Raw genomic sequence first — 22409 nt, forward strand, 5'->3', positions numbered from 1 at the left:
AGGTCAACAAGATCACCTACGAGAATGCCTGCCGGTGGTATTCGTTTGACCCGTTCGAGCACCGAACCCGCCAGCAGTGCACGGTGGGCGCCCTGCGCGCCGGAGCCGGTGACCACGACGTCGAGATCCGCAGCTTCGACCACGGCCGGTTCGAACGGACCGCGGGTGCGACCCTCGGCTCCGTCAGCGCGAAACTCGATGTCTGACAATGTCTGACACGGGACAGCCACTTTTGCGAGTCGCGGTCGTCGGCGCCTCCGCCGGTCTCGGCCGATGCATCGGCACCGGACTGGCGCGCCGAGGCGCCCACGTCGCGCTGCTGGCGCGTCGATACGACAGGTTGGTCGAGGCCGCCAAAGACGCCGGCAACGGCGCGGTGGCCGTTGCGTGTGATGTCACCGCGACCAAGGCGTGCCAGCAGGCCATATCCCAGGTCGTCGATGCGCTCGGTGGGCTCGACGCCCTGGTGTACACGACCGGTATGGGAGTGCTGGCACCACTACGCGAGATGACCGCGGAACAGTGGGCGCAGTTGTTCGCCACCAATGTCACCGGGGCCTCGCTGGTCACTGCGGCCGCGGCGCCGCACCTGGCGGCATCAGCGGGCTCCGCCGTGTACTTGTCATCGCTCAGTGCGTCCTACACCACCCCGTGGCCGCTGCTCGGGGCATACGCGGTGACGAAGAGCGCGTTGGACAAGCTCGTCGAGGCCTGGCGCATCGAACATCCGGAGATCGGCTTCACCCGTCTGGCGGTGGGCGACAGCCTCGGCGGCACCGGTGACGCACAAACCGAGTTCAACAAGAGCTGGGACCCAGACGCTCTGGAATCGGCCATCAAGTTCTGGATGGAAAACAAATACATGCTTGGTGGTCTCGTCGACGCCGAACATCTGACTGAAGTGGTCCATTCCGTCATCCGTTGCGGCAACAGCAGTTTCATTCCCTCTCTGACGCTGGCCCCGCGCGCCTCCGATGCAGTGAAGGAACTCCGGCAATGGTGAACCACGAATCGCGAATGCTCATCGACGGCAAGCTCGTCGAGTCAGAGACCGGACGACAGTTCGACAACATCAACCCGGCGACGGAAGAGCTCCTTGGCGCTACGTGCGACGGAACCCGCGCAGACATGGAACGCGCCATCGCCGCGGCACGGCGCGCGTTCGACAGCACCGATTGGTCACGCAACGGCGATGTGCGTGCCTCGGGGCTGCGGCAATTGCAGGCAGCACTGGAAGCCGAACGCGAGGACCTGCGCACCGAACTCGTCGCCGAGGTGGGTTGCCCGGTGTTGTCCACCTACGGCCCGCAGCTCGACGTGCCCCTCAACGAGGCCCTGACATGGCCCGCGGACATGATTGGCGAATTCGCCTGGCAGCGTTCGCTTCCCGACAAGGACGCATTCGGCATGGGCAGTCTCACGACCCGCGAGGTCTGGAAAGAACCGGTCGGCGTCGTCGGTGTCATCACCCCATGGAACTTCCCGTTCGAGATCATCCTCAACAAGGTCGGTCCCGTCCTGGCGATGGGCAACACGTGCGTGCTCAAGCCCGCTCCCGACACGCCATGGAATGCCACCAGGATCGGTCGCATCATCGCCGACCAGACCGACATCCCGCCCGGCGTCATCAACATCGTCCCGTCGTCGGATCACCGCGTCGGGGAGGTGATTACGACGTCACCGCTGGTCGACATGGTGGCGTTCACCGGTTCGACGGCCACTGGGAGGCGGATCATGGCCGCCGCGTCCGAGACCGTCAAATCCACCTTCCTCGAGCTCGGCGGCAAATCCGTGTACTTGGTGTTGGACGAAGACGGTGACATCAGCGGCCCGGTAGGCGGCAGCGCGTTCATCTGCATGCATGCCGGGCAGGGCTGCGCAATGCCCACCCGCCTGCTGGTGCCGAACTCTCGGTACGACGAAGCGGTCGAAATCGTCAAGGCCGCGATGGAAAAGAACAAGTACGGCGACCCGACCGATCCCTCGGTGCTGCAGGGGCCCGTCGTGTCAAAGAAGCAACAGGAGCGGGTCCTCGGATACATCGAGAAGGGCAGGCAGGAAGGCGCCCGGCTGGTCACCGGCGGCGGGGTGCCCAAGCATCTGCCGACGGGGTATTTCGTCGAGCCGACCGTGTTCGCGAATGTCGACAACAAGATGACGATCGCGCAGGAGGAGATCTTCGGGCCCGTGCTTTCGGTCATCGGATTCGACGGTGACGACGACGCCGTGCGGATTGCCAACGAATCGATCTATGGCCTGTCGGGTGTGGTGTTCGCCAATGACCTGGATCGCGCCAAGTCCGTGGCGCGCCGGATCAGAACCGGCACGCTCGGCATCAATGGCGGACTGTGGTACGGCGCGGACGCGCCGTTCGGCGGCTACAAGCAGTCGGGCGTGGGCCGGCAATGCGGCATCGAGGGACTCGAGATCTTCACCGAGACAAAAACTGTCGGCTGGCCGGCCTCCTGACCGGAATCAGTCCCAACGAAAGAGACGCAATGAAGTCCAAAGCAGCGGTGTTACGCGGTGTCGGTGAGGACTGGGAAGTCACCGACGTAGAGCTCGACCCACCGCACGCGGGCGAAGTGCTGGTCAAAATGGCCTATGCGGGAATTTGTCACTCCGACGAGCACTTCTATACCGGCGACAGCGTCCCGACCGCGGACATGGAAGAGATGATGCGGGCGTCCGGACTTCCGGTGCCGGAATGGTTTCCCATGCTCGGCGGCCACGAGGGTTCCGGGATCGTCGAGGCCGTCGGCTCCGGGGTGAAGACGCTGAAGCCCGGTGACCACGTGGCTATTTCGTTCCTGCCCGCCTGCGGCAACTGCCGATGGTGTGCCAGCGGCCACACCTACCTGTGCGACGTGGGCGCCGACATCTACAGCAAGGCGATGACCACCGACGGCACCCGCCGGCGCCACCTCGGCGACGAGGACCTCATGGCCATGATGCAGGTCGGTACCTTCTCCGAGTACGTGGTGGCCTCCGAGCGCTCACTGGTCAAAGTCCACGACTGGATTCCGCTGGAGGCCGCCTCGCTGGTGTCCTGCGGTGTGACGACCGGATTCGGGTCGGGGTCGGTGGCAGCGGGTACCCAAGCCGGCGATACCGTCGTCGTGGTCGGTGTCGGTGGGATAGGCATGAACGCCGTGCAGGGCGCGAAAGTCGCCGGCGCCAAACACATCGTCGCGGTCGACCCCAACGCGTTCAAGCGCGAGGTCGCGCCGACGTTCGGGGCCACCCATACCGCCGTCGACATCGGCGCCGCACTGGACTTGGTCAAGGAGATCACCTGGGGCGTGATGGCCGACCGGGTTGTGCTCACCCCCGGGGTCGTGCCCGCGGACATGATCTTGACCGCGATGATGTTGTTGCGCAAGGGCGGAACCTGTGTGCTGACAGGAATGCCGAAGATCACCGACTTGATGGTGCCGATCGTCCTCACCGACATGGTCAGTTCATGCAAGACGTTCAAAGGCGTGCTCTACGGCGAGTTGAACCCGCGAGAGGCCATGCCGAAACTCTTGGCGATGTACGAGGCGGGTCTGATCAAGCTCGACGAGCTGGTCACGCAGAAGTACAAGCTCGACGACATCAACGAGGCTATGACAGACCTTCGCGCCGGCAAGAATATTCGCGGAGTCATCGCGTTCGAATAGCGTTGCGACGTCACGTCGCGCGGTGCAACAGCATAACCCCGGACGGCACTCCTCCACCCGTACTGACCACGGCGGTGCGTGCGCCTTTGACCTGACGGCTGCCGGCCTGGTGGCGCAATTGCAGCACCGCCTCGTAAAGGAAGCCGAATCCGTGTAGGCGCCCCTCCGACAGCTGGCCGCCGTGCGTGTTCAGTGGGAGTTCGCCGTCCAGCGCAATGCGTCTGCCGCCATCCAGCCATTCCTGGGCCTCGCCGAATCCGCAGAAACCCAGGGCCTCGAGCCACGACACGCAGTTGAACGTAAAGCCGTCGTACAACAGGGCCAGGTCAATGTTCTTGGGACGCAGGTCAGTCCTGCTCCACAAATGCGCCGCCTGGCCGATGACTTGGGGCTCGTGGGTCAGTGTTCCTTGATCCCACGAGATGCGTTCGGCGACTTGTGTGCCGACGGCGTCGCAGCGCACCGCCGGACGTGGCAAATCTTCGGCGATCGAGGCATCGGAGACCACGACCGCGATCGAACCGTCGCACGGAACGTCACAGTCGTACAAACCAAAGGGTGAGGTGATGGGCCGCGCGGCGAAGTAGTCGGCCATCGCCATCGGCTCGCGGTAGATGGCCAAGGGGTTCAGCGCGGCGTTGCGGCGCGCATTGACGGCGATCATGCCGAAGAGCTCCCGGCCCGCACCGTATCGGTGCAGATACTGGTTGGCATTCACGCCAATCCAGTTGGCCGCGGAGGCGGCGCCGAACGGCAACGACCACTGCAGGGGACCCGTCACCCGTCCGCCGCCCGCGGGCAGCCGAAGCGCGGCGAATGTCGACTCCCACACCGTCCGGAAGCAAAGGACGTGCCGGCAAAGGCCCGCGGACACCGCCAGCATCGCGGCGATGATGGCGCCGCCCTGACCGGGCAGGTCCATGCCGCCGTTGATCCAGGTCGGATGGATGCGCAGCGCCTCCTCGACAGCTCCGATCCCGCCTTCGCTCATACCCATTCCGACGGGTCCTGGATATGTCGAAAGACCGTCGATGTCAGCGAGTTCCAAGCCCGCGTCGGCGACGGCGGCCAAGCAGGCGTCGACGGTCAGTGACAGCGGATCCACCATCAACCGGCGCCCGGTTGCAGACCGGCCGATGCCCGAGATCACGGATCGGTGCTCAAACCGCTCGGATGTCACCGGCTGTCGTGGCGCAAGAAGCGCGGGCGGACCCACGAGGTCTCGCTCGTCGGTGCCGCCGGCGGGTTCGAAGAGCGGAAGCCAGACGTCGTTCACATTTTCGAAGCGCACGGCGACGCGCTGGCCAACGTGCACGTCCTCGGGTGGGCAGCCGACGATGTTGGACGTTAGGCGCACGTTAGTGCAGTCGTCGAGCGCCACCACCCCAATGACGTACGGTGGCTCGAATCCGGGAATCCACGGATGCTCGTTAACCGTATAACCGACCACCGTCGCCCGGCCCGAAACCACCTCGGGCTCGGCCGATGTCGCACGGCACGACGGACAGATCGGCACCGGCGGGTGCACGTACGTACGGCACTCCGTGCAACGCTGAATACGCAGCTGGCCGTCCCGCCCGGACGTCCAGAACCATTGGTTCCACGGTGTGAGCTGCGGCAGTGGTCTCATCGCGTGACCTTGCCCAGTCGCCGAGGCACAACGCCCCCCTTTTCGGCGCCGGGGCAATATTCCCGAAGCTCAGATGACGAACAGCGCCTGCAACAGTGAGTATGTGTATTCTCGAAATCAGTAAGAGGCATTGTCACCATGGTCTCACATTCGGAGAGGGCACGTTCTCTTGGACGCATCCCGGCGGTGACCGACTGTGTTTACATCGCGTCCACGGGGGGCCACCCCACTCGCCGCGGCACCGGATAGCACCGTTTGACGAAAGGGGAAACGACGAGATGAGCATGCCGGACATGGAAGCCCAAGGACCCTTTCGAATGGATCCAGCCGTCGCCGTGTGGTCACTCGTGCGTGAGTTGATTGAACAGCAACGCTCACTCGCACAATTGGAGCAATCGCTTGCCGCTGTCAAAGCCGAGCACGCCAATAACGCTGACGAAGTAGTCAGCCTCACTTACGACCTCAAAAACCTCAGCGATCTCGTCGGCCTGAGACAGCTTTGGTACTCGAAAGGCCTACCCAGCATGCTCGCAAAGCTTGCAGTCGTCCTCGAGGCACACGAAACGTTTGGCGATCAGGCGTTCTGCATCGACGACCCTGTCGACGCTGAGCTATGGAGAGGCAAATACTTTGTCGCCGTGGCCGATTTGACCCTCGCAACGCCTCGAAACGCACCATGGACGAGCTGAACGTAGGCTGCCGCTGCAGACAGCTTTAAGGTGACGGGCCCTCGTAAGCGGCGGTGTAGGTTCGCGGGCCGCGCAACGGTTGCCCCTCCTCAACCGGGACCCGGGTGCTCGACGCTCCAACCTACTGGCGGTTCGCTCTCGTGCTTCAGGTACCGCTGTGGGCTATTTCTCTCCACCCTGGCCGGACTGCGTCAAGCCCGCTCTAGCCTGTGGTCCAACCAGAGAAAGTCAGCAAGGAATGTTCCGCGCCGTGGTCCTGCGTCGCATAGCGCCGCTCAACCAGGACCGCCGAGCCGCCTGACCGCCTTGCCGGCTCGCGACAGCCGCACGAGCCGGTTGCACGCACTGATCGGGGCCTTCGCTGAACCGATGCGCGAGCGAGCCGGTGATCCAGGCTGGGCCAACTACTTTCGCGTCATCGCTTCACTCGCCAACTCCGGCTACCCCATCCGCGCACTGGTTGCTGACGAATTCAACAGTATGGCGATCGATTTCATTGATCGCCTGCACGACCTGTTCCCCCCGCCGACGAACCGCCATCCACCATGCGTACCTGCACCTGGTCGCTGCCACGATGCATAGCTACTCCAACAACCTGCGACTCGACAGCCTCACCCACGGCCGCATGCATACCAACGACATCGACATACGCCACCAAGCGCTAGTGCGATTCGCCGCAGGCGGAATAACCGAACTCGCTAGCCGACGCACGACCGATCAGAAGAGAACTGCAACGGAAAACTAGGCACGTGGATTGCTCGGGCGTGAAGGCCGGGAAACGACGCGACGAAAGTGCGTTGCGGATTTGCGATCGCGTTTCGCCTTACCGGTCCGATCTGCCGGGCGGCTGAAGTGCCAGCAGGCGCGTGGCGGCGGCCGCGCTCCAGGGAGTCGCCCGGCGAGTACGGTCATCGACCTGAACGACGACGGTGGTGGCCAGGGCCACACATCGATCATGCTGAAACAGACCTTGCGCCAAGGTGATCGAGGAACGGCCCACCGACTGGACCTTCGTCCCGATCGCGACCTGCCCGGGCCACATCAACTCCCCGCGGAAGTCGAGCTCAAGACGGGCGATGACGAATGATTTCCCGGCTTCGGTGATGCCGGCGTCGGGCGCGTGAAGAAGTTCGACCCGGCCGGTCTCCAACGCCGTTGAGAAGACTGAATTGTTGACGTGCCCCTGTCGGTCAGTGTCTGCGTAGCGCAACTTGTCGTAAGCGTGCGCGGGAAACTGCGCGAAGGTCGGAGCGTCATCCATGACGACGTCCAGTTCTGTCGGTGCATAGCAGTGCGGTCATATCAGCCGACTCCCATCTTGGGCCGGTTATTCGGCGAGCCGCGCCGATGAACCACGGCCAGGGCTCCTGCCGCGGGCGCGTTGGCGATCCCTCGAGACCGTGGCTTCTCGTCGGGCTCCGCGGTGGGTTCGAGTGTGTAGGTGCGCAGCATTTCGCGCAGCGTGATCAGCATTTCGGTGTTGGCGAATGCTGCACCGACGCAACGGCGTACGCCGCCACCGTACGGAATCCAGGCACTCGTATCGGGCTTGGCATTCCGAAAACGGTTGGGATCGAAGCGCTCCGGCATGGCGTAGTTCTGCTTCGAGGAATGCGACAGAGCGATGCTTGCGATCACGGTGTGATCCTTGGGCAAAACCCACTCACCCAACCGAGTGCGCGCCGTCGTCACGCGAAGGACGACCGGGATCACCGGCCGGCTGCGTTGGACCTCCCACACCGTAGCTTGCAGGAGTTCCGACCCACCCGCGTCGACCTCTTCGACAAGCTGGGCCAACAAGTCTGGGTGTCGACGTAGCCGTTCCACCGCCCACGCCAACGTGGTGGCCGTGGTTTCATGACCGGCGGCCAACAAAGTTTGCAGCTCGTCGATGATGTGGTCGTCAGGGATCGGCTCGCCGTCGTCGTCCCTGGCGGCGACCAACATGGACAACACATCCGTGCGTTCAGCGAGATCGGGCGCAGACCGGGCGCGGCGGATCAACGTCGCAATGAGCTCGTCGCATTCGCGTCGCATACGTTCCAAACGTCCCCACGGGCTCCAGCGTCCGAGGTCACGGCGTAGCGCCGCGGGCAGCACCGTCATTCGGGATGCCAGCAGCACCGCTGGCGGAAGGAGCTCACGCAGGCCCGCGAGCTCGGGTCCCTCCGCGCCGAACACGGCTCGCAGGATCACGTTCAGGGTGATGTTCATCATCGACGGCAACGTGGCGAACGACGTACCTTCCGGCCAGTCAGCCAGGACGCGGGCGACTTCTTCTTCGATGATTCGCTCATACATCGGCATCCGCTTCCCATGCAGGGGCCGCATGAGCAGTTTGCGGCGGTTGAGATGTTCGGTGCCGTTCAGGCTGAACGAGGAACCCGGTCCGATGACGTCGCCGAGGTTGGTGAGAGTCTTGACCAGATCGCCGGCTGTGAACAATTCCTTGAGCAGCGCAGGATCGGCGAGGACGACACTGGGTCCGAAGATCGGAAGCGAGACGCTGAACACCGAACCGTGTCGTCGGCGAGCGAACTCGAGCGCGCGTGGGCGGTTGACCAGCATCGCCGCACCTTGGATGGCGCGGGGGGCCGTTATACCTGGCGGCAATCGCACCGGGTCGCCAGTGACTTGAGCCATCAGACCTCCTTTGGTACACCAACGTACTAGACTTTAGTACGTTGGTGTACCGCACGCCGGTCACCAAGGTTGTCAGGGCCGCGGCCCTACCATTGACCCTGGTAGAAGGGGCCTGATGTGAACGCACTGCACGAGCCCGGACTCGCGCCAGTCACTGGGACGGATTCCGAGATCTACCGGCGCCGCATTCTTGACGCAATGGCGGAGTGCATCGCCGAGGTCGGTTATGGAAACTCGATGGTGGCCGACGTCGTCCGCCGGGCACGAACCTCGAAGTCGAAGTTCTATGCCGTGTTCTCCGACCGTGAGGATTGCCTGGTCGCTCTGCTGTCGCAGACCAACGATGACAACCTCGCGGCAGTCAGCGGCGCGGTCGATCCCACCGCACCGTGGCCGACTCAGGTTCGGCAAGCGGTGGAGACGTGGTTCGACTGGGCCGAGCGTCGTCGGCACCTCACACTGACTTGGATTCGCGACGTTCCTGCGTTGGGCCCCGCTGCACGTTCTCTGCAGCGCGCCGCGATGGAGCAGTTTATCGAACTGGTCCAAACTCTCAGCGACACAGACGAATTGAAGGCCATGGGAATCGCACCCGTTCCCCATGCACGGGCTGTGCTCTTGATCGGCGGACTTCGGGAACTGGCGGCACACACCGTTGAACATGGCCGACCTCTGGCTACTGTCACCGACGAGGCGGTGCAGAGCGCCATCGCACTGATCAACCCGGCTCGGTGATGACGTTGACCAGCCCTTGGTTCGGCGAACTCGAACCGGCTGCGCGACGGGCGTTTCCGGATACCTCCGTGCTCCCCGAGCGCGCCGAGGAATTGGCCGCACTCCTGGGACCCGGGCCGGCCGGTTGGGCAGTCGAACTGGGTGCGCTGATGACGGCAAGCATCACTACTGCGATCCCGGAGCTGGCGGTGGACGCGGTCGCCGAGGAGGTCGCCCGGGGGTGCGAGGGGGTAGCTTTGGCAACGCTTTCCGCGCTCGCGCTCGATGACCACGTGACGTTCGCGGCGATGCCGGGGGTGCTCACGGGCCCGATGGAGGTAGTGGCGCGCGGGATCGGGATCGAACACATGCTGCGCAGCATCCACGTGGCGCACGCCACTGCCGCAGGGGTGCTCCTCGACGTCGCCGAGCGCGTGGTGCCCGAGTCACAGCGCTTCAGCGAGATGAGGCGGATCGACAAGGCCCTGTTCGGCATCGTCGATGTCCTGACCGAACGCATGACAGCGGAGTACGCCCGCGCGCAGGAGGCGTGGTTGACCAGCTCGGTGGCGCTGCGTATGGAGATCGTGGAGGACCTCCTGCAGGGCAACGCCGTTCCGATGGAGCGGGCCACTCGGGTTCTCGGGTACGACCTGAGCCGCTGGCACCTGGCCGTAATCGTCTGGACTGGCGCCAGCATGCCCGCCGAGCCTACTCACCTCAGAGCCGCTGCCGCCGAGGCGCTTTCGGGTGCCGGGTGCGTCTCGACGCTCGTTCTTCCCGTGGGGGCCCAGCGAGTTTGGGCGTGGGGTTCACGGACGTCGCAGCCGCCGGAGTCGGTGGTGCCCACCACGCCGCCGCCTCCGGGCGTGCGCATCGCGATCGGACTAGCCGGTGCCGGCGTCGAGGGCTTCCGGGACAGCCACCGGCAGGCGGCCGAGACGGCGCGCGTCGGTGCGATGTCGACACGCGACGCATGGTCGTTTCGCTACCAGGACCTCGACTTGGTCGCCATGCTCAGCACCGACCTGCCCGCCGCCCGCGCGTTCGTCGCCCGCGAGCTCGGCGATTTGGCTGCTAGCGCAGATTCCGTTGCCACGGTCCGTCGCACCCTCAAGCGCTACCTCGACCGTGACAGGAGTTTGGTCGCCACCGCCACGGATCTCCACGTCGCGCGCAACACCGTGGCCTACCGGGTGCAGCGCGCCGAGCAGCTGCGAGGCCAACCTGTGGCCGATCGCCGGCTGCAGTTGCACGCCGCCCTGACCCTCGCCGAAGAATTAGGCCCCGCGGTTCTGCGGTCAGCGGCGTCACCATTGGACTGAGGTCCAATCAGAGCCGACCGATTGTGGACTCGAGACCAGGCTTCAATGGGTCGATGCGCAGTTGACTGAGCACTGAGCCCGTCGAGCGACGGGCAGAGCTGGAGAAGCCGGTGGTCGTTCATCTCGTCCGATACCGGGATAACGGGAACGTCTACTGGGGCGTCATCACCGGTGACGTCGTTTCACCACTCGCCGGGCAATACGACAGCACCGCCGACCTCATCGAGCGCGGTGAATCCGACTGGCGCGTGGCGGCGGCAGCACCGGCTGAGGTGGTGCTGCCCGACGTCGAGCTGCTCTCACCGGTCACTACGCCGTGCCGGGTGATGTGTCAGGGCGCCAACTACCGTCAACACGCGATCGAGTCCGGGATGGACCCCGACAACCGCGCATTCAACTTGTTCTTCGACAAGACCGACGCCTCCGTCACCGGACCGCACGATCGGGTGATCCGCCCGGCCCACGTCACACTGCTTGACTACGAGATCGAACTGGCCCTGGTCCTGCGCCGATCCGTCGACGCGCCGACCACGGTCACCGTCGAAAACCTGCACGAGTACGTCTTCGGCGTCACCATCGCCAACGACTTCTCCGCGCGGGACGTCCAGTTACCACAGGGGCAGTTCTTGAAGGGCAAGAGTTACCGCGGCTTCTGTCCGTTGGGGCCCGTGCTGGCTGTTCTCGAACCCGAGGACTTCGGTCTGCTCGACGACCTCGAGTTACGGCTTGAGGTCAACGGGTCGCTGCGGCAGAGCGACAACACCGCGAACATGCTCTACCGGCCCGCCGAGACGCTGACCGAGTTGACCGAGTTCTGCAACATCAGTCCTGGTGACGTACTGCTCACCGGCACCCCGCACGGTTGCGTGGCGACCTCCCCGCCCGCGTTGATCCGCCGGCTCGCGACCGCTCTGCTGCCCGAACAGACGCTGTGGGCGGCATTCGTCAAGCAGAACCAGCGCAAGCCCTATCTGCGTCTCGGTGACGTCGTGACCGCGTCGATACGCAATGCCGCCGGGACTCTCGATCTGGGCACTCAGCGAAACGTCATCGTCGCCCCGAGCAATTAGAAAGGAGTTGCGTTGAGCGCCACGCCAAGTCCGCTGCAACCCTCCGATTCGGCGGGCTCCGACGGCACCGCCGCGGGGCCGCCGGATCTCGGGGACCTTCCCGACCGGCTCGTGCCGGATTTCATCGCCCACTGGGTGGTCAAGACCGCTCGCAGTGCCGAAATGATCGAGTGGTATGGGCACGTGTTCGGCGCCCGGGTCGTCCACGAAGACAATCAGATCGCCTTCCTCACTTGGGATCACGAGAGCCATCGGTTGGCGCTGGTGAAACTTCCCCCGCCGTTGCGGTACGTCTTCCCGCTGTCGCGGTGGCGCCGCAAGGCCTACGGCATCGACCATCTGGCGTTCACCTTCACCTCGGTCGAAAGGTTGCTGCTGACCTATGAACGGCTGAAGAAGGCGGGGATCACTCCGGTTTGGTCCATCAACCACGGGCCTACGACCAGCCTGTACTACGAGGACCCCGAAGGCATTCGGCTGGAATTTCAGACCGAGAACTTCCCCACCGCCCAGCAGACTGCCGAGTACTTCGCCAGCAGCGAATTCAGTGAAAACCCAATCGGCACCAACATCGATCCGGACTACCTTCTTGAACAGCTCCGCGCGGGTGCACCTTTAGAGGAGCTGCTGACCCGCGGCGCGGGTACTCGCCCCGGCACCAAGCCCCGCTCCAACAAACGTGCGATTACCTGGAAGACGTTGTGAGGCATGAATACTGACTCAGTCGTGATCGTCGGCGCCGGCGCCGCCGGGTCGACCCTGGCTTTGCTGCTGGCCCGCTACGACATTGCGAGCACAGTTGTCGAACAACGCACTGACCCTCGCCTGCATCCGGCCGCGCATGTCATCAACGCGCGCACCTTGGAGATCTGGAACCGGGCCTCCCCCGCGCTGACGCGCGCCCTGGAATCGATCACTCCGCCGATCGACACGGTGAACATCATCCGTTGGTGTACCGACGTGCGCACCGCCCCGCTCGGAGAGATCGACCTGCTGTCCCAACCCGACCGGCTGGCCGAAGTGCGAACGCACAGCGCGTATCTCATTTCCCACATCGGTCAGCACCTACTCATGCCGTTGTTGTGGGATGCCCTCGAGAATGAAGCCTTGATCGACTTCCGTCGGGGCTGTTGCGCCGAGATGGACGGCGAGAGGTTGACCCTGCGCTCGGCAGGCTCTCAACCGACAGAGTTGTCACCGCGATACATCATCGCCGCCGACGGGGCGAACAGCACATTGCGCGACGCCGCCGGGATCACCATGCAGGGCCCGGTGCTGGCCAACATGGGTAGTGTCTTCTTCCACGCGCCCGGGATGTACCCCGACGGCGCGGACCGCCCACTGCTCAGCTGGATTTACCATCCTCGCTTCAGTGGCGTGATGATCGCGCACGCCGACGACGGCTACGTGTTGATGACGCCCTATCTCCACCGGGCCCAGATGATCGCGCGCGATAGCCACCGGTTTTGGGATCGTGTTCTGCCCAAGGTAATTGGTTCGACACCATATCGGATCCGGTCGACGGGTACCTGGACCATGACCTCTCAGCTCGCCGATCGATTCCGCCGCGGACGATTGCTGCTCATCGGTGACGCCGCTCACCGCTTTCCGCACACTGGCGGCTTCGGACTCAATAGTGGTGTCCAGGACGCCCACAACCTGGCCTGGAAGCTGGCGGCCATATTGCGTTGGGGGGCGGCGGACTCCCTGCTGGACACCTACGAGGCCGAACGACGTTCTGTCGTAGCGCGTTTCGCCGAGCAGAGCACTCACAATCACTTCACGCTCGACCACGTCACCGAGCCGCTGGGCATCACAAATCGGTCGCTGCACCAAGCGACCGAACTCGCGGGAAAGCTTCGTCTGAGCAGGGTTCCGGACCGGATGGTCGCGGCCGTCGCCGACGCGTTGACCTATGCCCAAACTTCACGCACCAAAACACTTTTGCGCCGTGGGCCCCGCGGTCGGCGAATGCGCCAGCACATCATTGACGCCGTGCCGGGCCAAGAGGAACACTTCGTGGCCAGCGGCCTGGAATTCGGTTACGCCTACACCAGTTCGCTCATCGACGCCTCCGAGGGACGCTGTCCCGACAGCGATGTCGCGTTCTATCAACCTACAACCCATCCGGGGGCGCGGCTGCCGCATGCGTTCATCACCACGCAGGACGGTTCGCATGTATCGACCCACGAGGTCCTCGCCGACACGGGGCTCACGTTGTTGACCGCTGACCCGCAGGGCTGGAGCGCAGGCCTCGCCGAGACGCCGATGACTGTGCCGGTCACCGTGGTCGCCCTGAGCGCGGCGAACACCGACGATCGCGCCGCGTTGATCGAGCTGTTCGAGGTCGGTGATCGCGGCGCCGTCGTGGTCCGGCCCGACGGACACGTTGTGTGGCGCAACAGTATTGGCGCTGCAGCAGCCGATCAGCTTGTTGAATTTGTTGAAAGCGCGTGGGCCGACGTCTACCCGACGTGGGTGCCGGACCTCCAGGAGGCACCGTGACCATCGCTCATCCGTTAGGCTCCGCGCCTTCCCCGCACGACCGGAACACCACGCCGGACCTCGATCTGATCGCCTCGCGTGTGCTGTGGTTGTCGACGGCGATGGTGCACTACGCTAACCGGATTCGGCCGAATCCCAGCGGCTTGAAGGTTGGTGGACATCAAGCGTCGTCGGCCTCCATGGTGGGCATCATGACGGCGTTGTACTTCGGGCAACTCCGACCCGATGACCGGGTCTCGGTGAAACCGCATGCCTCCCCGGTACTACACAGCATCAACTATCTGCTCGGGACCCTCGACGAGCGGTATATGACGACGTTGCGGGAATTCGGCGGCCTGCAGAGCTACCCCAGTCGATCCAAAGATCCCGATCCGGTCGACTACTCCACCGGATCGGTGGGAATCGGTGCCACTGCCCCTATTTGGGCTACATTTGCTCGCCGCTACGTCGACACCGTATTCGGCGGCGCTGGAACGGGACGCCAATACTCTCTGGTGGGTGACGCAGAACTCGACGAGGGCGCGGTGTGGGAAGCGGTGATGGACGCAGGCGTGCAGGAACTGGGCGAGATCGTCTGGATCGTCGACATGAACCGCCAGTCCTTGGATCGCATCGTGCCCCATATCGCCTCCCAACGCCTGCAGGACGCATTCGCCGCCGCGGGTTGGCAAGTGCTCACCGTGAAATTCGGAATGCTGCTCGAAGAGTTGTTCGGCCGGCCTGGCGGCGATGCGCTGCGCACCCGGATCCTGACCATGCCGAACCCCGAATATCAACGCCTGCTGCGCTGTTCAGCTGACGAACTGCGCTCGCGGCTGCCGGGCACCGGCCCAGATGCCGGCACCGTCGCCGCCGTGATCGAGTATCTCGACGACGCCACCCTGTTGAAGGCGATCGGTAACCTCGGCGGGCACGACATCACCGCAATGCAGCAGGCCTACGACCAGATCGACGACTCCCGTCCCACCATCATCCTCGCCTACACGATCAAGGGGTACGGGCTACCCACCCAGGGTCATCCGCAGAACCACTCCTCGCTGCTGACCGATGAACAGTTCGTTCAATTGGCCCACACATTGGGAGAAGATCCTCGAAATCCATTCCGGCGTTTTGACTCTCACTCATCGACCGGCCAGCTCTGCAAGGAGACCGCCAGACGACTACACCGGGGCGAGATTCGCATTGATGAACCACCGCCGGTGCCGACCGACATCGGGCGCACCCCTCCAGCAGTGTCGAACACCCAGAGCGCATTGGGACGCACGTTGCTCGACTTGACGCGGGAGGCACCCGAGGTCGCACGACGAGTGGTGACGGTGAGCCCCGACGTCAGCTCCAGCACCAACCTCGCCGGGTGGCTCAACAAGGTGGGTGTGTGGTCGCCCTCCGAGCGGCCCGATTGGTTCGCTGACGACGCCGACTCCATCATGCATTGGCGTGAAAGCCCGACCGGGCAACACATGGAACTCGGCATCGCCGAAGTCAACCTCGTGGGCCTGCTCAGTGAACTCGGTGCCACGTGGAGCCGGTGGGGCGAACCGCTGCTTCCCATTGGTGTCCTCTACGACCCGTTCGTCGAGCGTGCCCTCGAACCGTGGTCGTTCGGCATTTACGCCGGCGGGCAATCCATTTTGGTCGGTACCCCGTCCGGGGTCTCGCTGGCTGCCGAAGGTGGTGCGCACCAGTCGATCAAGACGCCATCGATTGGCGTCGAGCAGCCCGGCTGCATAAGCTACGAGCCGGCTTTCGCCGCCGAGGTGGAATGGATCCTGCTGCACTGCCTCGGCCTCTTGGGACGCCCCGACGGAACGTCGTCCTATCTTCGGCTGTCCACCCGGCCCGTCCGCCAAGAGCTGGCACGCATCCCGCAGGATCCCGCCGCCCGCGAGCGGCGCCGCCGCCACGTACTCGCCGGGGCGTACACGCTGCGTCCGGTCGCCACTCCCGCGGTCTGCATCGCCGCAATGGGCGCGCTGGCCACCGAGGCTAGCGACGCCGCCGACCGGCTCACTGACATGGGCGTTGCCGTCGAAGTCGTATGCGTGACGAGCCCGGACCTCCTCTACCGCGCCGTCCAAAGTCGCGACGGGCTGGCCGAGGCGCCGTCGTGGATCCTGGATCAAGTTTTTCCCGCCGAGCGCTCCGCACCGATGGTCACCGTGCTCGACGGGCATCCGCATACCCTCGCCTTCCTGGCAACTGTCAATCAAGTGCGCTGTAAATCGTTGGGAGTGAACACGTTCGGGCAGGCGGGCGACCTCGACGCGGTGTATCGCTACCACGGCATCGACGGTGACAGCATCGTGCGCGCAGCGCTCGACGTCATTTCGTGAGATTCAGACAAGCGGGGAGAATAATGTCTTTTCGGCCTAGCCGCTCACTGGTCACCGGAGCCAGCTCCGGCATCGGTGAGGCGTTTGCCCACGCCCTCGCAGCCCGGGGTTCCGACCTCGTCCTAGTCGCACGGCGCAAAAAACGTCTCGATCGTTTGGCGAGTCAACTCACAGACACCTACTCGATAGTCTGCGAAACCGTCGAATTCGATCTATCGGTGAGCCGCCCGGGAGCCGGGCTGCGCGAGCGCGTTCGCGGCGATATCGACTTGCTGGTCAACAACGCGGGATTCGCCGCCCAGGGACCCTTCCTCGACGGTGACGCCGAGCAGTTCGCACAGATCATCGCGGTCGATGTCACTGCGATGGTCGATCTATGCCACGCGTTCCTGACGCCGATGACCCAGCGGCGCCGCGGGGCCGTCATTAACGTCACCAGCACCACGGCGTTTCAGCCGATCCCCTCGCTGGCGGTGTATTCCGCAGCAAAAGCATTCGTGCACAGCTTTTCTCAGTCTCTTTGGTTTGAGGCCAAACAGCAGAACGTCAAAGTCATCACGCTGGCGCCGGGGCCCACCCGCACGGAGTTCTTCGACGTCATCGGTGACAACGCCGCGATAGCCGGCTCGATGCAGTCACCCGAGCAAGTCGTTGCTACCGCGATGCGCGCACTCAATCGCCGGTCCCCACCGCCCTACGTCGTCTCCGGGCGAGCCAACTCGCTCACGGCCCGCATCGTCGCACTGATCCCACGCCGGGTCCTAATTCCCACGGTGGCTCGCATGCTTCATACGATGCCGCCCACGCCCGAGCCAAGCGCAAACAGCGCCATTGTGCAAACCAGGCTGCCATGAGTGTTGCTAGACACGAAAATCCGCCAGCTACAGGCCTTTTAAGCGGCGCCGCTAGGTCGCGGCTCGTGATCGCAACCTAAAACCGAATTCCCATCCCATAGACAGGAGACCCGTGAACACCGAACCCACCCGGTGCCCGCCACGCCACGGTGGCGCGCACCAACCGCCCCTCGGCCAGCCGGTAATGAGCGCTGCAGGACACCGGTCATGATCCTCATCACCAGCGCCGCCGGTGGGGTGGGCCGCCCACTGATCCGCGGCCTCACCGCGCGGGGCCTCACGATTCGCGCATTCGTCAAAAACAGCGCGCAAGCCCAGTTGGCGCGCTCCGACGGGGCGACCGAGGTCTCCGTCGGTGACCTGCGCAAGCCGGCCGATCTGGAGCAGGCACTCACCGGCGTGCAGCAGGTCTACCACGTCGCCCCGACCCAGGTCATCGATGAGGTTCCCGTCGCTGAAGCGCTCATCAAGGCGGCCGTGTCCGCCGGTGTGGAGCACATCGGTTTTCATTCGGTGATTCACCCCGACATCGACGCGCTGATACACCACCACCAGAAGCTTCTGGTCGAAGATCTGCTGCATGAGTCCCCGATTCCGTTCACGATTTTGCGTCCGTCGCATTACATGCAGAACTACCTGGAGTTCTGGCAGTTCATCGTGGCCGGGCTGGCGCCCTACCCGGTGTCGACCACCAGCATCATGGGGGTAGTCGATGTCGAAGATGTCGCCGAATCCGCGGCCAACGTACTTGCCGACCCAGAACGCCACGTCGGCAAAACCTATGACCTGTCCGCGCAAGAACTCACGCGCGAGCAGATGGCCGCGATTTGGGGCCAGACGCTGGGCCATGGCGTCACCGCGGTCCGGTTGCCGCCCGACACGCTGAACAATCCCCTCGCTGCCGCCTCGACCGTGCCCGCCATCGTGGCGCACTCGCTACGCAACGTCGGGCTCAAGGCGCTGCCCGGGTTGGTTCGGGGTCTGCGCGAATCTTCCAACGCCCGTGGCATTCGCAGCTGGCCGTCCGAAGCCCGCGACGCGTACGTGACGATGATGACCTATTACGACGGTCACGGGCTGCCAGCCGGCGATCTGGACCACTTGCCGCGGCTGCTCAATCGCGCTCCCACTACCTACGCACAATTCGCTCGACGCGTCGCCACACAGCGCGGGGCAATCTGATGTTACGGGTGTGCCGGGTCCTGACCACGCCCTTGGTTCAGTAAACTCGAATCGGCTGCCCGACAGACGTTTCCGGATACCTCCGTGCCATTTCTGGCTCACGCACTACCTGAGGCGTCACCGCCGGGTTGAGACCGCGATCAGCCGCACCGGCAGGTGGTCGTGTCGATGGATGATGTTGTTGATCGCCCAGGTTGGCTCCGCGACTATCTCGATGCGCTCGACGCTCTCGGTGAGGGCTTTGAGCATTGCGGTGGTCTCGAGCCGCGCGAGGGCTTGACCGGCGCAGGCGTGCGTACCGTTGCCGAACCCGACGTGGCGTCCGGCGTCGTTGCGGATGTCGAAAACGTCGGGAGCATCCCACTCGCGTTCGTCACGGTTGGCTGAGGCGTAAATGACTAGCAGCCGGGCGCCAGCAGCGATGGGCACGCCCTCGATCTCCGTGCTGTGCACGGCCTTTCGAGTGAACGCGCGAAGCGGGGACTCGTAGCGCACGACTTCGTTGACGGCGTTGGGAATCAAAGAGCGATCGCTTTTGAGCAGTTCCCACTGGTCGGGATGCCGGGCGAACAGGTAGATGGCATTCGAGATAGCGCTGATGGTGGTGTCCAGCGACGGGGCGATGTAATCGATCATCAGCGGCGGCACTTCGTCGACGGCGAGATTGCCCTCGTCGACAGCGGTCAGGAGTTCATGGGCCATGCTGCCGGGTAACACGTTGCGGTCGCGTACGACGCGGCGCGCGAAGCACAGCATCTGCAGGCTGCGCGGTACGGCTTTAAGCGCCTGCAGGTTCGCCGGTCCCAGGATGTCGAATGTGGCTGCGCCCCAATCGAGTAAGCGGGCTCGTTGATCGCGCGGCCACCCCACCAGATCGGGCACGACGGCCAGCGGTAGGGCCGTGGCGAGATCGGCGACCGCGTCCACCTGTTCCCGGCGCAGGGCGTCCTCGACGATGGAGCGGGCCTGGGCGTCGACGTCATCGCCGAGCGCGCGCAGGGCGCGAGGCATCATGCGGTGCGCGAGGAGTTTTCGGCGCCGGTCATGGTCGGCGCCGTCGCTGTTGAGGGTGGTGCCGCGCGAGAGGCGGTTGGCCAGCGGGTTGGCTGCGACCCCGTGTCCGGACAGGAACTGGCCGTCGTCGCGCAGGGTGGCCTTGCATGCGGCGTAGCGCGGCAGCGCGTAGAGGCGGTGACGGGCCAGCCAAACGACGGGCCCAAGTTCACGCAAGGCACGGTAGTGCGGGTGGGGGTCGAGAATCGCTGCGCGGGTGTAGATGTTGGGCCGGTACACCGGTACAGCAGAGGGGCGACGAAACACGGGGACGATTCCTATTCCTAGTGGGCCGGGCCGATACGTTGCGAGATGTCCGACGCTCGGTCGACCAGGAACAGCGGGACAGCGCGGCACAGGGTGGTGAGGTTGCGGCCGGCGATCATGACAGTGCGATCGGGTCGGACCACCGCGGCCTTGACGTGGTGGCGGTTCAGCCAGCGGGCCAGCTCGGACCCGGCGGCGGCGTGGACCGTGCGGGCACCGCGTGTCACCACGATGTCCCGCTGCGACGGGGTCAGCTCGACGGTGGTGATCACGCCGAAGCCTGTTCCCAATGCGTCGTCGAGCCGACAACCGTTGCCCAGAAACGGGTTTGGGCAGAGCCGCCCCGTGATACGGCGGGTCGCCAGGGTGCGCCGAACCAGCGTCGAGGACCGCAGCGGCGGGGTCTGCGAATCGGTGACCTTCGCCCGCAGCCCGGGCACCAGGTGCACGCGGGGCAGCACGACGGCGCGGGCGGCCGCGCCGAGCCGGCCGCCAAAGGTCATGGCGCGTCCGACGTTGAGCGCCAAGGCGATCATGGCGCGGGCATGCGGCCGTCGCTCGGCCTCGTAGCTGTCGAGCACACTGGGCGCGAGATCTCCGCGCTGGACGGCGGCGATCTTCCATGCCAAGTTCATCGCGTCGCGCAGTCCGGCACCCATGCCCTGACCGATGAACGGCGGGGTGAGATGGGCCGCGTCACCGAGCAGAAAAATGTTCCCACGCCGCCAGCGGTCGGCGATCTGAGCGCGGAAGGTGTACTCGGCGGCCCGCATCACGCGCAGGTCCGCGTCGGCGACGTGTTGCGTCCACGGGGCGATCAGCGGCCGCAGGGCGGCCAGGGTGGCGTAGTCGTCGACCGATTCGTGGTCGAGCAGCGCGAACTCCCAGCGGTACCTCGTGGGTCCGATACGCATGTAGGTTCCCGCCCGCTGCCCGTCGCAGACCTGATGCACGCCGTCCCACTGCTGCAGGTCGGCGGTGGTGGTGATGTCGACGACCAGCCAGCGCTGGTCGAATTTGAGGTTGCGCATCGACGCGCCTATGGCGCCGCCGCGCACTGTGCTGTTGGCGCCGTCGCAGCCCAGCACGTAGTCGGCGCTGAGTGTCGACTCGAGGTTGGTCATGCGGTCGCGGATCCGCAGGTGCAGTGGACCTGCCGCATCGTTTGCGGTCACCCCGAGAACCTCGACGTCACCTCGGAATCGGGCGTGCGGAAAACGGGCGAGGTTGCGGCGGAGCAACTCCTCGAGTTCGGGTTGGTCGAACATGCTTGCCGCTGGAAAGCCGTTCTGCGTCACCGGTGTATCGCGCCGGAATTCTGCCAGTACCTTCAGATTCCGGTCCACCAAGCGCAGACCGCGGGCCGGACGGGAGATCGCGGCGAAGTCGTCGGCGATGCCGAGCCGGGCCAGGATGCGGTAGACCTCATCATCGAGGTGCACGGCGCGCGGCTGCGGATAGACCTGCGGCCACCGGTCCAGCACCAGGGTGTCCACCCCGTACTGCGCGAGCAAGGTCGCCGCGGTGATACCGGTGGGACCGCCGCCCACGATGGCCACCGAGACATGCTCGGCGGGCGCGCCACTGGGGGCGCTCATGCGTGGCGCACCGCCAACCGTTGGGCGCCGAGATCGATGGCGCCGTCGTCGGTGGCAATGGAGGCCTCGACGACGTCGCCGTGCTGCAGATACTTCGGGTTCTTCGCCTGTCGGGAGAAGAAGGCTTTCCACTTGACGGCCGGCGGTAGCAGGTTGCCGATGATCTCGATTGGCTTGTACGGGGCGGTCAGCGCGGTGCCGGCCGGGGTGCCGGTGAGGATCAGGTCGCCGGCCGCGAGGTCTTGGAATCGTGTCAGCGATTGCAGTGCTTGTAGCGGTCGGTAGAGCATGTCGCCGTCGACGACCGAATTCTGGCGCTCCTCACCGCTGACGCTCAGGCGCAGCCGCAGGTCGCCGAATCGGGTCAGCTCGGTAGGGTCGACGAGCACCAGCGCCGGCCCTACCGGGGTGAAGGTCGGGTACGACTTCGCCTCGTAGAACTGCGTTTGCGGCAATTGGATGTCGCGGGCGGACACGTCATTGGTGATGGTCAGACCGGCGATGTACTCGGCCAGGTTCGCGTCGGTGATGGAGGTGCCCACCGGGATGTCGCGCCCGATCACCAAGCCGATTTCGACCTCGTAGTCCAGCAGCTCCACATGTGGCGGGCGGACGATCTCGCCGAAGGGCCCGGTGATGGACGCCGAGGACTTCCGGAAAAACGTCAGCGGCACCGTCTTTGGGTCCATACCGGAATCGATGACGTGGGATTCGAAGTTGGTCATCTGGGCGACGACGCGGCAAGGAGTGGTCACCGGTGACAGCAGCTGCAGTTCGTCGAGGGCGAGGTTGCCGGCGGTGGCGGCAGCCGCGTCGATCGCGGCTCTGTCGGCGAGGAGTTCGGCTGTGGTCGCGGCGTTGGTGTCGATGCGGGCGGCGCCGGT

At 64.8% G+C, this 22409-nt stretch carries 19 protein-coding genes and 1 pseudogene; 14 read left to right on the forward strand and 6 right to left on the reverse strand.

Going from position 1 to position 22409, the window contains the following annotated elements; translation table 11 throughout:
• The 4 genes and pseudogenes from A5659_RS18220 to A5659_RS18235 form a co-directional block, all read left to right on the forward strand.
• Positions 1-206: pseudogene (locus tag A5659_RS18220) on the forward strand (amidohydrolase); the annotation flags it as partial.
• 2 nt (positions 207-208) lie between these two features.
• Positions 209-1003 (forward strand): SDR family oxidoreductase, encoded by a 795-nt coding sequence (locus tag A5659_RS18225; protein ID WP_067183172.1) that lies wholly within the window; start codon positions 209-211, stop codon positions 1001-1003.
• Entirely contained in the window at positions 997-2469 is a 1473-nt protein-coding gene (locus A5659_RS18230) for an aldehyde dehydrogenase family protein (RefSeq protein WP_067183176.1), read from the forward strand. The genes A5659_RS18225 and A5659_RS18230 overlap by 7 nt, the downstream gene beginning before the upstream one ends.
• 29 nt (positions 2470-2498) lie before the next feature.
• Positions 2499-3662, forward strand: coding sequence for an NDMA-dependent alcohol dehydrogenase (locus A5659_RS18235; RefSeq protein WP_067183180.1), 1164 nt, complete (start codon positions 2499-2501; stop codon positions 3660-3662).
• Positions 3663-3672: 10 nt separating this feature from the next.
• On the opposite strand, the gene A5659_RS18240 is transcribed toward A5659_RS18235, so the two are convergent.
• Positions 3673-5292, reverse strand: coding sequence for an OB-fold domain-containing protein (locus A5659_RS18240; protein ID WP_067183183.1), 1620 nt, complete (start codon positions 5290-5292; stop codon positions 3673-3675).
• Between the two features lie 317 nt (positions 5293-5609).
• Between A5659_RS18240 and A5659_RS18245 the strand changes: the two genes are divergently transcribed.
• On the forward strand, positions 5610-5981 hold the full coding sequence (locus A5659_RS18245) for a hypothetical protein (protein ID WP_156749264.1): 372 nt from the start codon (positions 5610-5612) through the stop codon (positions 5979-5981).
• A 30-nt stretch (positions 5982-6011) separates the two neighbouring features.
• A complete protein-coding gene (locus A5659_RS29010) occupies positions 6012-6563 on the forward strand; it encodes a hypothetical protein (RefSeq protein WP_369829385.1) in 552 nt (183 codons plus the stop codon).
• Between the two features lie 241 nt (positions 6564-6804).
• On the opposite strand, the gene A5659_RS18250 is transcribed toward A5659_RS29010, so the two are convergent.
• Both A5659_RS18250 and A5659_RS18255 read right to left on the reverse strand, forming a co-directional pair.
• Positions 6805-7242, reverse strand: coding sequence for a thioesterase family protein (locus A5659_RS18250; protein WP_067183190.1), 438 nt, complete (start codon positions 7240-7242; stop codon positions 6805-6807).
• Between the two features lie 41 nt (positions 7243-7283).
• Positions 7284-8624, reverse strand: coding sequence for a cytochrome P450 (locus A5659_RS18255; RefSeq protein ID WP_067183195.1), 1341 nt, complete (start codon positions 8622-8624; stop codon positions 7284-7286).
• Between the two features lie 117 nt (positions 8625-8741).
• On the opposite strand from A5659_RS18255, the gene A5659_RS18260 reads away from it, so the two are divergent.
• From A5659_RS18260 to A5659_RS18295, 8 genes are all read left to right on the forward strand, one after another.
• Positions 8742-9359, forward strand: coding sequence for a TetR/AcrR family transcriptional regulator (locus A5659_RS18260; protein ID WP_231997873.1), 618 nt, complete (start codon positions 8742-8744; stop codon positions 9357-9359).
• Positions 9359-10663 (forward strand): CdaR family transcriptional regulator, encoded by a 1305-nt coding sequence (locus A5659_RS18265; protein ID WP_067183198.1) that lies wholly within the window; start codon positions 9359-9361, stop codon positions 10661-10663. The genes A5659_RS18260 and A5659_RS18265 overlap by 1 nt, the downstream gene beginning before the upstream one ends.
• 110 nt (positions 10664-10773) lie before the next feature.
• Positions 10774-11733 carry a fumarylacetoacetate hydrolase family protein gene (locus tag A5659_RS18270; protein ID WP_067183202.1) on the forward strand — a complete coding sequence of 320 codons (960 nt, stop codon included), beginning with the start codon at positions 10774-10776 and terminating at the stop codon, positions 11731-11733.
• Positions 11734-11745: 12 nt separating this feature from the next.
• Positions 11746-12438: a VOC family protein gene (locus A5659_RS18275; protein ID WP_082976110.1), complete on the forward strand. Its 693-nt coding sequence runs from the start codon at positions 11746-11748 to the stop codon at positions 12436-12438.
• Positions 12439-12441: 3 nt separating this feature from the next.
• Complete coding sequence (locus tag A5659_RS18280) at positions 12442-14238, forward strand: FAD-dependent monooxygenase (protein WP_067183206.1); 1797 nt, start codon at positions 12442-12444, stop codon at positions 14236-14238.
• Positions 14235-16571, forward strand: a complete 2337-nt coding sequence (locus tag A5659_RS18285) for a pyruvate dehydrogenase (RefSeq protein WP_369829386.1) — start codon at positions 14235-14237, stop codon at positions 16569-16571. The genes A5659_RS18280 and A5659_RS18285 overlap by 4 nt, the downstream gene beginning before the upstream one ends.
• A complete protein-coding gene (locus A5659_RS18290; RefSeq protein WP_231997874.1) occupies positions 16568-17425 on the forward strand; it encodes an SDR family oxidoreductase in 858 nt (285 codons plus the stop codon). The genes A5659_RS18285 and A5659_RS18290 overlap by 4 nt, the downstream gene beginning before the upstream one ends.
• A 207-nt stretch (positions 17426-17632) precedes the next feature.
• The gene (locus tag A5659_RS18295) at positions 17633-18607 is read left to right on the forward strand and encodes an SDR family oxidoreductase (RefSeq protein ID WP_067183212.1); all 975 of its coding nucleotides are present in this window, start codon (positions 17633-17635) and stop codon (positions 18605-18607) included.
• A 117-nt stretch (positions 18608-18724) separates the two neighbouring features.
• Here the strand turns inward: A5659_RS18295 and A5659_RS18300 are convergent, their stop codons facing one another.
• The 3 genes from A5659_RS18300 to A5659_RS18310 form a co-directional block, all read right to left on the reverse strand.
• Entirely contained in the window at positions 18725-19900 is a 1176-nt protein-coding gene (locus A5659_RS18300; protein ID WP_231997880.1) for a cytochrome P450, read from the reverse strand.
• A gap of 44 nt (positions 19901-19944) precedes the next feature.
• The gene (locus tag A5659_RS18305; protein WP_067183218.1) at positions 19945-21525 is read right to left on the reverse strand and encodes a bifunctional 3-(3-hydroxy-phenyl)propionate/3-hydroxycinnamic acid hydroxylase; all 1581 of its coding nucleotides are present in this window, start codon (positions 21523-21525) and stop codon (positions 19945-19947) included.
• Positions 21522-22409, reverse strand: an 888-nt coding sequence (locus A5659_RS18310) for a fumarylacetoacetate hydrolase family protein (RefSeq protein WP_067183221.1), incomplete at its 5' end; no start/stop codon positions are given. The genes A5659_RS18310 and A5659_RS18305, both read right to left, overlap by 4 nt.

Origin of the sequence: Mycobacterium sp. 1165196.3 (assembly GCF_001673415.1) — a bacterium.
GTDB classification, from domain to species: Bacteria; Actinomycetota; Actinomycetes; order Mycobacteriales; family Mycobacteriaceae; genus Mycobacterium; species Mycobacterium europaeum_A.

Excerpts from the sequence above, each read along its gene's own strand:
- A5659_RS18250 (WP_067183190.1), bottom strand. The coding sequence starts at position 7,242 with ATGGATGACGCTCCGACCTTCGCGCAGTTTCCCGCGCACGCTTACGAC.
- A5659_RS18280 (WP_067183206.1), top strand. The coding sequence starts at position 12,442 with ATGAATACTGACTCAGTCGTGATCGTCGGCGCCGGCGCCGCCGGGTCG.
- A5659_RS18245 (WP_156749264.1), top strand. The coding sequence starts at position 5,610 with ATGGATCCAGCCGTCGCCGTGTGGTCACTCGTGCGTGAGTTGATTGAA.
- A5659_RS18295 (WP_067183212.1), top strand. The coding sequence starts at position 17,633 with ATGATCCTCATCACCAGCGCCGCCGGTGGGGTGGGCCGCCCACTGATC.
- A5659_RS18265 (WP_067183198.1), top strand. The coding sequence starts at position 9,359 with ATGACGTTGACCAGCCCTTGGTTCGGCGAACTCGAACCGGCTGCGCGA.
- A5659_RS18225 (WP_067183172.1), top strand. The coding sequence starts at position 209 with ATGTCTGACACGGGACAGCCACTTTTGCGAGTCGCGGTCGTCGGCGCC.
- A5659_RS18235 (WP_067183180.1), top strand. The coding sequence starts at position 2,499 with ATGAAGTCCAAAGCAGCGGTGTTACGCGGTGTCGGTGAGGACTGGGAA.
- A5659_RS18240 (WP_067183183.1), bottom strand. The coding sequence starts at position 5,292 with ATGAGACCACTGCCGCAGCTCACACCGTGGAACCAATGGTTCTGGACG.
- A5659_RS18255 (WP_067183195.1), bottom strand. The coding sequence starts at position 8,624 with ATGGCTCAAGTCACTGGCGACCCGGTGCGATTGCCGCCAGGTATAACG.
- A5659_RS18230 (WP_067183176.1), top strand. The coding sequence starts at position 997 with ATGGTGAACCACGAATCGCGAATGCTCATCGACGGCAAGCTCGTCGAG.
- A5659_RS18305 (WP_067183218.1), bottom strand. The coding sequence starts at position 21,525 with ATGAGCGCCCCCAGTGGCGCGCCCGCCGAGCATGTCTCGGTGGCCATC.